At 48.0% G+C, this 13,099-nt stretch carries 10 protein-coding genes, 1 tRNA gene and 3 pseudogenes; 5 read left to right on the top strand and 9 right to left on the bottom strand.

Features of this window, described 5'->3' with window-relative positions:
• Positions 1-544: 544 nt before the first annotated feature.
• From tnpB to ACINK7_RS09625, 4 genes and pseudogenes are all read left to right on the top strand, one after another.
• Positions 545-682: pseudogene (gene tnpB, locus ACINK7_RS09640) on the top strand (IS66 family insertion sequence element accessory protein TnpB); the annotation flags it as partial.
• Positions 683-706: 24 nt separating this feature from the next.
• Positions 707-1,148, top strand: a pseudogene (locus ACINK7_RS09635) (IS66 family transposase zinc-finger binding domain-containing protein); the annotation flags it as partial.
• An 89-nt stretch (positions 1,149-1,237) separates the two neighbouring features.
• Positions 1,238-1,606: pseudogene (locus ACINK7_RS09630) on the top strand (transposase).
• On the top strand, positions 1,603-1,731 hold the full coding sequence (locus ACINK7_RS09625; RefSeq protein ID WP_404361144.1) for a hypothetical protein: 129 nt from the start codon (positions 1,603-1,605) through the stop codon (positions 1,729-1,731). The pseudogene ACINK7_RS09630 and the gene ACINK7_RS09625 overlap by 4 nt, the downstream one beginning before the upstream one ends.
• Before the next feature lie 368 nt (positions 1,732-2,099).
• Here the strand turns inward: ACINK7_RS09625 and ACINK7_RS09620 are convergent.
• From ACINK7_RS09620 to rlmE, 6 genes are all read right to left on the bottom strand, one after another.
• A tRNA-Leu gene (locus ACINK7_RS09620) sits at positions 2,100-2,184 on the bottom strand.
• Positions 2,185-2,193: 9 nt separating this feature from the next.
• Positions 2,194-2,607: a preprotein translocase subunit SecG gene (secG, locus tag ACINK7_RS09615; RefSeq protein WP_404361143.1), complete on the bottom strand. Its 414-nt coding sequence runs from the start codon at positions 2,605-2,607 to the stop codon at positions 2,194-2,196.
• A 23-nt stretch (positions 2,608-2,630) separates the two neighbouring features.
• A complete protein-coding gene (tpiA, locus tag ACINK7_RS09610) occupies positions 2,631-3,380 on the bottom strand; it encodes a triose-phosphate isomerase (RefSeq protein ID WP_404361142.1) in 750 nt (249 codons plus the stop codon).
• Positions 3,381-3,439: 59 nt separating this feature from the next.
• Positions 3,440-4,783 carry a phosphoglucosamine mutase gene (gene glmM, locus ACINK7_RS09605; protein ID WP_404361141.1) on the bottom strand — a complete coding sequence of 448 codons (1,344 nt, stop codon included), beginning with the start codon at positions 4,781-4,783 and terminating at the stop codon, positions 3,440-3,442.
• A 104-nt stretch (positions 4,784-4,887) separates the two neighbouring features.
• Positions 4,888-6,807, bottom strand: a complete 1,920-nt coding sequence (gene ftsH, locus ACINK7_RS09600) for an ATP-dependent zinc metalloprotease FtsH (RefSeq protein WP_404361432.1) — start codon at positions 6,805-6,807, stop codon at positions 4,888-4,890.
• Between the two features lie 136 nt (positions 6,808-6,943).
• A complete protein-coding gene (gene rlmE, locus ACINK7_RS09595; RefSeq protein WP_404361140.1) occupies positions 6,944-7,561 on the bottom strand; it encodes a 23S rRNA (uridine(2552)-2'-O)-methyltransferase RlmE in 618 nt (205 codons plus the stop codon).
• A gap of 51 nt (positions 7,562-7,612) precedes the next feature.
• Between rlmE and ACINK7_RS09590 the strand changes: the two genes are divergently transcribed.
• Positions 7,613-7,879 carry a YhbY family RNA-binding protein gene (locus ACINK7_RS09590; protein WP_017839724.1) on the top strand — a complete coding sequence of 89 codons (267 nt, stop codon included), beginning with the start codon at positions 7,613-7,615 and terminating at the stop codon, positions 7,877-7,879.
• Positions 7,880-7,926: 47 nt separating this feature from the next.
• Here the strand turns inward: ACINK7_RS09590 and greA are convergent, their stop codons facing one another.
• The 3 genes from greA to carA all read right to left on the bottom strand — a co-directional run bounded on the left by greA (position 7,927) and on the right by carA (position 12,969).
• Entirely contained in the window at positions 7,927-8,403 is a 477-nt protein-coding gene (greA, locus tag ACINK7_RS09585; RefSeq protein WP_017839725.1) for a transcription elongation factor GreA, read from the bottom strand.
• A 177-nt stretch (positions 8,404-8,580) separates the two neighbouring features.
• On the bottom strand, positions 8,581-11,808 hold the full coding sequence (gene carB / locus ACINK7_RS09580) for a carbamoyl-phosphate synthase large subunit (RefSeq protein WP_404361139.1): 3,228 nt from the start codon (positions 11,806-11,808) through the stop codon (positions 8,581-8,583).
• A 27-nt stretch (positions 11,809-11,835) separates the two neighbouring features.
• Complete coding sequence (carA, locus tag ACINK7_RS09575) at positions 11,836-12,969, bottom strand: glutamine-hydrolyzing carbamoyl-phosphate synthase small subunit (protein ID WP_404361138.1); 1,134 nt, start codon at positions 12,967-12,969, stop codon at positions 11,836-11,838.
• Positions 12,970-13,099 lie beyond the last annotated feature (130 nt).

The raw sequence follows: 13,099 nt of genomic DNA, 5'->3' as shown, positions 1-13,099 counted from the left end.
ATTATGCCAATAATAAATTTCAACTTAAATTCAACAATATAAAGCGAAAACAAATAGTCTCCAGTTAAGTCACCCATCTAAAATTAAGGGATTTAACACACCTCCCTAATATCAATGCGCGATTTGACTTAATCTGCTTTAAATCAGCTCATCCTTATGCGAATCGACTAACGTCTCGTCTCTTTTGACAAGAAAGATCACTTTAGAAAAACGTTAATTAGTCGCGTAAGCTTCCAACGTCACCATCTAAAATCCCTCGCAGCCACGGTTATCCTCAGAATTTTTCCACAAGGAGAGCACATGGTATTTATCGGAGAGACAGAAACATCACATCGAAGCCTGGCAAGCCAGCGGACTCCGATGCGCCTGCATTGATACCGGTCCGGTTGCAATCGGAGTCGACGGCCTCGGCGTTATTATCATTGCGTTGGCCGCAAGGCCACGTTTTGGAAATATCGGGCAGTGTATCGCCGGATTGGCTCGGGGAGTTGTTGCAATATCTGGCTGGATTGAGAGTCCGGCGCAAATCTGACTAGCGGTCGATATGAGATGGGGCATCGATGGTTTGTCGGCGATTTTGCAACAGCGCTTAGGCCATGCGCTATGCGCCGGGGCAGCGTTTATTTTCCGCAATCGCGCCGGCAATCGTTTGAAATTGTTGCTGTGGGACAGCAATGGCGTCTGGCTGTGTCAAGGCGTCTTCATCAAGAGCGAAGGGCTGACACCACTGCAACGCGACGTGTTCGAGGAAACTCTCGATACCGACATTGCCGCTATCTAAGCTGAGGTCGAGCAGCTTCAAGACGTCCCGGCGTATGATACTGCGCGGTTCGCCCTAAACGTCCGTGCACCGGACGCCAGCCCTTACCGGATCATTTGCCCCGCATCGAGCACCATCACGAACCCGAATCCTGTACTTGCGATCAATGCGGCAAGGACTTGGTCAAGATCGGCGAAGACGTCGCCGAACAACTGGACGTCGAGCCGACCAAATTCTTTGTCCATCGTCATATCCGCCCATAATATGCCTGCCGGACTTGCGAAACCATCACTGCGGCGCCGATTCCCCCTGCAGTGATCGATGGGGTATGGCGGCAGTGGGTTTACTGACCTGGGTGCTGATCGGCAAATTCCTCGATCATTTGCCGTTGTACCAAAAAAGAGCAGTTGACATGTGCGAAGACCGTTCGTGCTGAGCCAAGTCGAAGCATGAAGGGTCTACAACTCTTTCACCGGCTTGGTAAAGCCTCAAACTGCTCTTTTTGGGTTGTACCGACTGGAACAGATCGCCGCCCGTAGCGGTGTAATATTGTCCCGCTCAACATTAGCCGATTCGGTCGGACGCCTCGGTGTCGCCCTAGAGCCCTTGGCCGATCGTTAAACCTAGCTCTTATTGCAACGCGATAGCTTGCATGCCGACGAAACCCCGGTTTCGCAACTGGCCCCCAGCAACAGCAAAACCAAGAAAGCCTATCTATGGGCTTATCGCAGCAACGACCAGCAACCCGACCCCAAGATCCTCGTCTTCAACTACCAAGCCGGCCGGAGTGGCCGACATGCCGGGCAAGTTTCTGCAAGACTGGAACGTTCACCTGCTGGTCGATGACTACAGTGGCTACAAAGCCCTGTTTGCGACGGCGCGTGCGCATCCCGAATCGTCTTGCCTGTGTCGAACTGGCTTACTGGGCGCATGTGCGCCGAAAATTCTTCGATCGATATCAGGCCGACTGAAGTTCGATCGCGCAGGAAGCGTTAAACCGAATTGCGGCCTTATATGCGGTAGAAGCCGACGCGCGGGAACTGACATCCCGAGAGCGTAAAAGTCATCGATCACGCCTTAAAACTCTGGCCAATCCTGACACGGATATGCCGAAACCGGCGATTTACCCATAGACAACAATTCATTTTAGATTAATAAGTGCTTCCGGTAGTGGTGGGTGTTTTCAACTACTACCGCATAGTGATCCATTCGTAACGCCGTGACTTTTCCAGAGCCTGCGCAAAAAGTGTTAGCGGGATTTCTTCGGACAATAAAAAACCCGCTAAGCCTTGTAACTTGCGGGTTTTTGGAGTTGTTCGGACTATCCCGAACTTGAATTTGGTGCCGATGGCCGGACTTGAACCGGCACGACTTGCGTCACCACCCCCTCAAGATGGCGTGTCTACCAATTTCACCACATCGGCTGATAGTTTTTATTCTTTTATTTCGTCTGTCGGCTGTTCTTTTGCCTCTTCAACCGTTTTTGATTCTTCTTCGATAGTCGGCGTTTCCGCTGATATAGAGGGGACGGCAACCGGTTCGGCTTCTTTACTCATTAACGGTATATCGAAAGCTTCTTCGGTTTCTGCGTCATCAAAAAAGTCTTTCGCGGCTTTACTACCACCGCTCAACATTGCAAGAGAAAGACTTGTCACAAAGAACAAAGTCGCTAAAACTGCTGTAGTTCTCGATAAAAACGAAGCTGAGCCTTGTGCGCCGAATAAAGTTCCCGATGCACCACTTCCGAACGCGGCACCGGCATCGGCACCTTTACCTTGCTGCATTAATACTAGACCGATAACACCTAGCCCGAATAATACATGGATAACTATGATAACTTGATACATTTTATTATGTTATTTAGCTGTGATTATTTAGATGCGCTATATATTTTCAAAAAGCCTTCGGCATCCAATGATGCACCGCCGATTAATCCGCCGTCGATATCAGGCATTGCAAATAAGCCCTTAGCGTTGTCCGGCTTAACACTACCGCCATACAAAATTTGCAGTTGGTCGGCAATCGTTTGATTTTTTGCAGCGAACTTTTGACGAATATACTGATGAACTTCCTGCGCTTGCTCGTCAGAGGCGGTTCTTCCCGTACCGATGGCCCATACCGGCTCATAAGCAATCACTGCTTTACTGAAAGAGTCGATGCCTGCCGCACTTAAAACCGCATCGAGCTGTTCATCGATGACGCTAAACGTCTGATCGTTTTCACGTTGCTCTAATGTTTCGCCAACGCACAATATAGGAATGATACCTTGTTGTTGAGCTTGAGAATAACGCAAAGCAACCGATTCGTTGGTGTCGCCGTAATAAGTCCTACGTTCGGAGTGACCGACGATCGCATATTTGCAATTAAATTCGTTCAGCATGGACGCTGAGATTTCTCCGGTATATGCGCCAGAACTTTGATCGGCGACATTTTGTGCGCCAAGATCAAGAGGTGTGCCTTCCGTTAATTTAGCCGCATCGGCTAAGTAGACATAAGGAACACAAACTACGATTCCGGTGTCGGATGAGTTAAGTCCGGCAATGATGGCTTTGCATAACGATTCTGTGGTCGCTTTAGAACCATTCATTTTCCAGTTTCCAGCCACAAGTGTTTGACGCATAATTTCTCCCTCTCCATCCAAAATTAAGCTGCGTATGATATATGCTTATCGGAACTTGTTCAAGCATCGATTGCTTTCTTGACCTCATCCGCTAATTGATTGGCGCATTTATTCACCAACGCCTCGTCGACTCCTTCTACCATTACACGAATCAACGGCTCGGTTCCCGATGCCCTCAGCAAGACTCGACCGTTATCACCTAATATTTTTTCGACATCCTTAACCGCTTTTTGTATTTTTTCGTGATTATCGGGATTGATTTTGATATCGGTTCTCAAGTTAATCAGAACTTGAGGATACATGCGAACCCCGGACCTAAGCTCATGCAGCGTCTTTCCGGTGGTTTTCATTTCGGCCATGACTTGTAAAGCCGCCACGATACCGTCGCCGGTGGTCGTTCTGTCTAAACAAATGATATGTCCTGAATTTTCGCCTCCTAAGATACCGTTCTTCTCTTCGAGCATTTCCATGACATAGCGGTCTCCGACCTTCGCTCGAAACAATTCGATGCCTAAGCTTTTTAGCGCATGCTCCATACCGAGATTAGTCATTAAAGTACCGACCACCGGACCTTTTAGGGCTCCTGAGTTCAATCTCGATTTAGCGATAATATAAATCAGCTCATCGCCGTCAACAATTTCGCCTTTATGATCTACCATAATCAGACGATCGCCGTCGCCGTCCAAAGCGATACCGAAGTCGGCTCGATAGGCAAGAACCGTGGAAACTAATTTTTCAGTCTTAGTGGCTCCGCACTCTTCGTTAATATTCAACCCATCCGGTTCGGCGCCGATCGTAACGACTTCAGCCCCTACCTCACTAAAAACGTGTGGCGCGATATGATAGGTTGCACCATTAGCACAGTCGACCACGATTCTAAGACCGTTAAAGTCCATCCAAGTCGGAATCGTACTTTTGCAAAATTCTATATACCGGCCTGCCGCGTCTCCAACACGATTGGCTTTACCCAGCTTCGAAGAGTCGACCGTTGTCATCGGAGAATCAAGGTAATACTCTATTTTTTTCTCCATCGAATCCGGCAATTTCGTTCCCTCAACCGAAAAAAACTTAATGCCGTTATCGTAGTAAGGATTATGTGAAGCGCTAATAACGATACCTGCCTGGGCGCGCAAGGTTCGCGTCAGGTAAGCTACGCCCGGCGTCGGCATCGGCCCCAATAAATGCGTATCAACACCGGCAGCAGTCAATCCCGCTTCGAGCGCCGATTCGAACATATAACCTGAAATTCGGGTATCTTTTCCGACCAATACGAAACCGTGCCCTTCATTCGCGAAGACTCGTCCGGTTGCCCAACCTAATTTGAGTAAAAAATCAGCCGTTATCGGATACTCGCCGACTTTTCCTCTTATACCATCGGTTCCAAAATATTTTTTTTCCTTCATCTTCAAGCCCGTTTATTACTTATGGGTTAAAAAGCATGCTTGTTTCAAACTAATAAAAAAGGAGAGCCGCCACCGACTCTCCTTTTCACTTGTTTCCGAAATGATTATTGGCTTTGTTCGGCGGCATCGCTTAAAGGCGGCTCGGAATCTTTAGCATTGGCTCGACTATCTACTTTAGCACCGCCTTGCGGTGGCGATGGATCTTCCCAGCCTTGGGGAGGCCTAACCGGTTTTCTTGACAACAAATCATCGAGCTGTGCTTTATCGATCGTTTCATACTTCACCAAAGCGTCAGCCATCGCGTGCAAGATATCTTCGTTTTCTTTTAGAATTTTTTCTGCGCGCTCGTAGTTCCTATCGATGATCGATCGAATTTCTTCGTCGATCGTGTGCGAGGTTTCTTCGGCAACCGACTTATGCTGCGTAACGGATCGACCAAGAAACACCTCACCTTCTTCTTCGCTATAAGCCAAAGGACCGAGACGTTGCGACAAGCCCCATTTCGTGACCATATTTCTAGCTAATTCTGTCGCACGCTCGATATCATTGGATGCGCCGGTACTGACCTCTTCCCAGCCAAAAATCATTTCCTCGGCAATTCGTCCGCCATACAAACTCGAAATCATGCTGTCGAGCTTACGTTTACTAATACTGTATTGATCTGCTTCGGGAAGAAACATCGTTACGCCCAAGGCTCGCCCACGCGGCATGATACTGACCTTGTAGACCGGATCGTGGTCAGGCACCAGACGTCCGACAATGGCATGCCCGGCTTCATGATAAGCCGTCATTTTTTTCTCTTTGTCGCTCATTACCATAGAGCGACGTTCCGCGCCCATGATGATCTTGTCTTTCGCTTTTTCCAAGTCGACCATACTGATTAATCGTTTGTTGGCTCGGGCGGCACACAAGGCGGCTTCGTTAACCAAATTAGCCAAATCCGCACCGGAAAAACCGGGCGTGCCTTGCGCTATATATTTGATCACAACATCATCGGCAGCAGGAACTTTCTTCATGTGAACATTCAGAATTTGCTCCCTGCCTTTCACATCGGGTAAACCGACCGTGACTTGGCGATCGAATCTTCCGGGACGTAACAAAGCTTTATCCAATACATCAGGACGATTAGTCGCGGCGATCACAATAACCCCTTCGTTACCTTCAAAACCGTCCATCTCAACCAACAACTGATTTAAGGTTTGTTCGCGTTCGTCATGTCCGCCGCCTAATCCGGCTCCGCGTTGGCGGCCAACGGCATCGATCTCGTCGATAAAGATAATGCAAGGCGCATGTTTTTTTGCCTGCTCGAACATATCACGCACTCGAGACGCACCGACACCTACGAACATTTCGACAAAATCGGAACCGGAGATGGTGAAGAACGGCACTTTTGCTTCCCCGGCAATGGCCCTAGCCAATAACGTTTTACCAGTTCCGGGCGGCCCGACCATTAATGCGCCGCGCGGAATTTTTCCGCCGAGTTTTTGATATTTAGCGGGATCCTTTAGAAAATCGACCATTTCGGCAACTTCTTCCTTAGCTTCGTCACATCCTGCAACATCGGAGAATGTGACTTTGATCTGGTCTTCCTCAAGCATACGCGCCTTGCTTTTACCAAAAGACATCGCTCCTCTGCCGCCGGCGCCTCCGCCTTGCATTTGACGCATAAAAAAGACCCAGACCGCAATCAATAACAAGATAGGGCCGAATGAGACCAGAAGCTGCATCAAGAATGAAGGTTGTTCGGGTGGCAATGCTTTGATGTCGACACCGCCTTCGAGCAAGTCATCGACTAAATGCGGATCGTTCGGCGCATAGGTGCGAAATGTCTCGCCGGTTTGCATTTTTCCCTTGACGACATTGTCATCGATTGAAACCTGTTGAACCTGCCCCATTTTAACCGCTTGTATGAACTGCGTATAAGTCAGCGAAAGTTCGCCGCGGTCTCCGCGCGGAGCGAAATTGTTGAATACCGACATCAATACGACAGCGATGACAACCCATAAAATTACATTTTTTAACATATCGTTCAAGTTACTAGCCTCTGACCTTATCAGGCCCTCGGTTTAAAAACATTGCAATTGTATCAGGAATCTGCGCTCCTGATCGTTGTTATTGATTTTCGCCATTCTCATTCATTAACATGGTGACTCAATCAGCTTATTTAAACCCTTTCCCTAAAATATATACTTCATTGCTTCTTGGTCTAGAGGCTTTCGGCTTTCTGATCGCAACCGATGAAAAACTTTGCCGGACATCTTTAAGAAAACTTTCATATCCTTCGCCCTGAAAAACCTTGACTAAAAATGAACCGTCGCGATTTAAAATCGAACGCGCGGTATCAAGCGCAAGTTCGCACAAATACATGGAATTAGGCTGATCAACGCCTTTATTGCCAGTTATATTCGGCGCCATATCCGACATGACCAAGTCGACAGTCGCCCCGGCCAACACGGTTTGCAACTGTTCCAACACCGCGAGTTCGCGAAAGTCGCCTTGAATAAAATCGACATTTTCCAATGGATCCATCGGCAATATATCCAGGGCTATAATTTTATTTTTTTTTCCGATAATGCGCCTGGCATATTGAGACCAGCCGCCCGGTGCCGCGCCTAAATCGACGACATTCATTCCCGGTTTTATGATGCTGTCCTTTTCTTGTATTTCAATTAACTTGAACACTGCGCGAGATCGCCATCCTTGCGCTTGAGCCATTTTGACGTATTCATCGTGAAAATGTTCCTGTAACCAGCGACTACTGCTTTTACTTCGTGCCATATCGGAAATCGTGTAAAATTCGCGTTTTATTTATAGCTAAGGAAACACAGAGTGACCCCTGCCGAAAGAAAACAACTCAAAGCCCAAGCCCACAGCCTGAAACCGGTTGTCATAATAGGCCATTCGGGCCTAACGCAAGGCGTTTTGGCTGAAATGGATATTGCGCTCAATAGTCATGAACTCATTAAAGTAAAAATACGCGCCGAACGCGACGATCGAAAAAAGCTACAACAGGAAATTTGTACACAAACCGGAGCCGACTTCGTTCAAAGCATAGGCCAGATTCTAGTAATTCATCGACTAAATCCTGAGAAATAAGCGTATGAGCGGGCAATGCACAAACCGCCCGCCGTTTCACACGATCGTTAAATATACTGAATCGAAAGGATTTCGTATTCTATATCGCCGCCTGGCGCTTTGACGATGACCACATCCTCTGCTTCTTTACCTATCAAGGCCCGTGCTATCGGAGAGCCAACGGAGATACGACCGGCTTTGATATCGGCTTCGTCTTCGCCGACGATTTGATAAGTGACGGTATCACCACTTTCAAGCTCTTCGATTTCAACGGTTGCACCGAATACGACTTTACCGTTAGCATCCAATTTAGTGACATCGATAATTTGAGCATTGGACAACTTGCCTTCAATCTCGGCGATGCGCCCCTCAGCAAAACTTTGCTGTTCGCGCGCAGCATGATATTCGGCATTTTCCTTCAGATCTCCGTGCTCCCTGGCTTCAGCAATGGCCTTGATGATTCTGGGACGCACCACGGATTTCAGCTCGTCTAACTCCTCTCGTAATTTCTTGGCTCCAGTGACTGTTAGAGGTACTTTATTCATGGATACAACTCCTTTAATTTATTGTAGTTACCGAGTAAAAAGAATTTGCCCGGTAAAAAAGTCGGATTGAGTCGGCATATGACTTGTTGCAATAAGCCAATGTAGCGCTTTAGAACAACTGTCAACTCACAATGAAAACCGACAGAGATCTTTCAGCTTGTTGAGAGACGCGAGCGATTAATCGGCATCGATTAAGCTTTTGTGAAGTTCTTGCAAGCTAGTCACGGTTCCCGCCGCCAATTCGCCCAATGCATAACACGCGGCACGCGCACCAGCCATCGTAGTGTAATAGGTTACACGATGCTGCAACGCCTCTCTTCGCATCGTGAATGAGTCGTGAATAGCTTTCTTGCCATCAGTGGTGTTGACGACTAATTGAATTTGGTCGTTTTTGATCATATCCACGGTATTAGGTCTACCTTCGTTGACTTTAAAGACTTCGTCGCAAGGAATACCTGCTTCTTTCAATACTCTAGCCGTCCCTCGAGTCGCGACGATTTGATAGTCTTTTGCAACCAGCATTTTAGCTAATTCTGGCAACTTAGCCTTATCCGCATCACGAATGCTGATCAATACTTTCCCGCTTTGGCTTAAATCAATACCGGCGGCACGTTGCGATTTGGCGAATGCTTCGCCAAAAGTCTTTCCAACACCCATCACCTCACCGGTCGACTTCATTTCAGGCCCTAATAAGGAGTCGACACCAGGGAATTTAACGAAAGGAAACACCGCTTCCTTGACCGAATAATACGAAGGTATACGCTCTTCTGTAATACCTTGCTCAACTAAAGTTTTACCAACCATACAGCGCGCAGCGATTTTGGCCAACGGATAACCGGTCGCTTTGGAAACGAACGGCGCCGTTCTCGATGCCCGGGGATTGACTTCAAGCACGTATATATCATTGCCTTGAATTGCAAACTGGGTATTCATCAACCCCCTCACACCAAGCGCTTCCGCCATTTTAGCGACTTGTTCGCGCAACTGATTTTGAATAGCCGCAGGTAAATCGTACGGAGGTATCGAACAAGCCGAATCACCGGAATGAACACCCGCCTGTTCGATATGCTCCATTAATCCGCCGATCAACACCCGTTCGCCATCGTAAATCGCATCGACATCCATTTCAACCGCATCATCGAGAAACCGGTCCAATAAGACCGGCGAATCGTTCGAAACACTCACAGCCTCTTTCATGTAGCGCTGCAGGCCTTCTTCATTGACAACGATTTCCATTGCCCGACCACCTAACACATAAGAAGGCCTAACCACCAACGGATAACCCAGCTCCCGCGCCGAAAGTATTGCCTGCTCGACCGAACGCGCCGTTGCATTGGGCGGTTGTTTCAAGTCCAATCTTTCCAATAGTTTTTGAAAGCGTTCTCTGTCCTCAGCCAAATCGATCGAGTCGGGAGACGTACCGATAATCGGCGCCCCGGCGGCCTCGAGTGCGCGCGCCAGTTTCAGCGGAGTTTGCCCGCCGTACTGAACGATCACGCCTTTCGGTTGTTCGAGGTGAATAATCTCCAAAACATCTTCCAATGTCAACGACTCGAAATACAAGCGATCGGAGGTATCGAAATCGGTCGAAACGGTCTCCGGATTACAATTGATCATGATCGTTTCGTAACCATCTTCACGCAAAGCCAATGCAGCATGCACGCAGCAATAATCGAACTCAATGCCCTGTCCGATTCGGTTCGGGCCTCCGCCTAAAATCACGATTTTATCTTTATCGCTGACCCGTGCCTCGCACTCTTCATCGTAACTGGAATATAAATAAGCGGTATCGGATGAAAATTCAGCCGCGCACGAATCTATTCGTTTATAAACCGGACGAATATTGTTTTTATGTCGAGCGTTTCTAATTTCAGACTCGCTGGTATCCAGTAATTTTGCCAGCCGAGCATCAGAAAACCCTTTGCGCTTCAAACGATAGAGCTCACCCTCTTCCAAAGTCGCCAATGTTTTGGTTGACAGCGATTTTTCGGCTATCAGCAAGTCTTCGATTTGCGCCAAAAACCAGGGGTCGATTTTGCAAATATCATGTATTTCTTCAAGCGACATACCGCTACGGAAAGCATCGGCGACATACCATAAGCGTTCGGCCCCCGGATGACGCATTTCCTTAAGTAAAATTTCCTTCGCATCCTCGGCATTTAAATCGACAATCTCATCGAGGCCGGTCTTGTCAACTTCAAGCCCACGCAAGGCCTTTTGCAACGATTCCTGAAACGAGCGTCCGATTGCCATGACCTCGCCGACCGATTTCATTTGTGTCGTCAATCGATCGTCGGCTTGCGGGAATTTTTCGAAGGTAAAGCGCGGCACTTTGGTCACGACATAATCAATAGTGGGCTCAAACGAGGCAGGCGTAGCACCGCCGGTGATTTCGTTTTGCAGCTCGTCTAATGTATAACCGACCGCGAGTTTCGCCGCGACCTTCGCAATCGGAAAACCGGTGGCTTTCGATGCCAAGGCGGACGATCGCGAAACACGCGGATTCATTTCGATAATGACCATCCGTCCGTTTTCCGGATTGATCGCGACCTGTACGTTCGACCCGCCGGTATCGACGCCGATTTCGCGCAAGACTGCCAACGAAACGTTACGTAATATTTGGTATTCCTTGTCGGTCAAGGTTTGCGCTGGGGCGACAGTAATAGAGTCGCCGGTATGCACACCCATTGGATCGAAATTTTCGATCGAACAAACGATGATGCAATTGTCTTTCGAATCGCGCACGACTTCCATTTCGAATTCTTTCCAGCCCAACACCGACTCTTCAATCAGCAATTCATTGGTCGGCGACAAATACAATCCACGCTCGCAAATTTCAATAAATTCTTCCTTGTTATAGGCAATACCGCCGCCGCTGCCGCCCATCGTAAACGAGGGACGAATAATGGTTGGGTAGCCGACTTCTTCTTGTGCGGCCAGCGCTTCTTCCATACTATGCGCTGTTTTGGATTTCGCGACTTCCAGGCCGATTTTTCGCATCGCCTGGTTGAACAGTTCCCGATCTTCGGCTTTATTGATCGCTTCTTTAGTCGCACCGATCATTTCCACGTCGTATTTTTCCAACACGCCATGCTTGTCGAGCGCTAACGCGCAATTCAGCGCGGTCTGTCCGCCCATTGTTGGCAAAATCGCGTCGGGGCGCTCTTTTTCTATAATTTTTTCAACGGTTTGCCAGTCGATCGGCTCGATATAGACTGTATCGGCCATATCAGGGTCGGTCATGATCGTCGCCGGATTGGAATTAACCAAAATAACCCGGTAACCTTCCTCACGCAATGCCTTGCATGCTTGCGTGCCGGAATAATCGAATTCGCAAGCTTGTCCGATAACAATAGGGCCTGCGCCCAATAATAAAATCGATTTAATGTCGCTTCTTTTTGGCATTTTTAAACTATATATGTCTGTGGCGGTTTAGTGCGTTTTGGCTTGATTCATCAGGTCGACGAAACGGTCGAATAGACTTTCGACATCCTGTGGACCGGGACTCGCCTCGGGATGCCCTTGAAAGCCGAAAGCCGGACAATCGGTTCGCTCTATGCCTTGCAGACTGCCATCGAAAAGCGAACGAAAAGTCGCTTTTAAATGCGTTGGCAAACTCGCTTCGTTGACCGCAAAGCCGTGATTTTGACTACTGATCATAACCCGTCCGGTCGCAAGCTCTTGAACAGGATGATTCGCGCCATGATGCCCGAATTTCATTTTTTCGGTTTTTGCGCCGCTGGCTAAAGCCAATAATTGATGGCCTAAACAAATACCGAAAACAGGAACTTTGGTATCGAGAATCGTTTTTATCGCTTCGATTGCATAATCGCATGGCTCCGGATCACCCGGGCCATTCGATAAAAACACGCCATCGGGATTCATTGCCAAGACCTTCTCAGCAGACGTCTGTGCTGGAACGACGGTAACTCGGCATCCGCGATTGGCAAGCAGCCTCAGGATATTGCGCTTAATTCCGAAATCAAAGGCGACGACATGCTTAGTCAAATCATTGGCTGCTTGATGCCCTTTGTCGAGATCCCAAACGTCCTCCGTCCATTCATAAGAATTCTCGACAGTCACGATTTTGGCCAAATCCATGCCTTTAAGGCCGGGAAAATCGGCTATCGCTTTCTTGGCAATCTCGATATCAGGGTTATCGCCGGCAATAACAGCACCGCGCTGAGCACCTTTATCGCGTAATAAGCGAGTCAGTTTACGCGTATCGATCTCGGCAATCGCGACCACATTCCGATCGATCAAATATTCCTGCAAAGTTTTTTCACACCGCCAATTACTAGCCTGCAATGGTAAATTTCGAATAACCAAACCGCTGGCAAAAACACTCGGTGACTCGTCGTCCTCGGCATTGGTACCTACATTGCCGATATGCGGATATGTCAATGTTACGATTTGACGCGCGTAAGATGGATCACTCAATATTTCCTGATATCCAGTCAATGAAGTGTTAAAAACGACTTCTCCAACGGAACAACCGTCTACTCCGATGGATACGCCATTAAAAACCGATCCATCCTCCAATACCAGTAATGCGGGTTTACTCAAAATCTGCTACCTCAAATGTGCAAAACGGGAGGAGCCGCACAAGACCCATCCCGTTACAGAAAAGACAAAACTGTGTTAATTCTACGAAATTATCGCTATTTGGTCATTAACAATTTTCACTTACGGCAAA

The organism is Methylotuvimicrobium sp. KM1 (assembly GCF_044788715.1).
Classification (GTDB): Bacteria; Pseudomonadota; Gammaproteobacteria; order Methylococcales; family Methylomonadaceae; genus Methylotuvimicrobium.
This window is presented reverse-complemented; position numbering and strand designations above follow the sequence as displayed.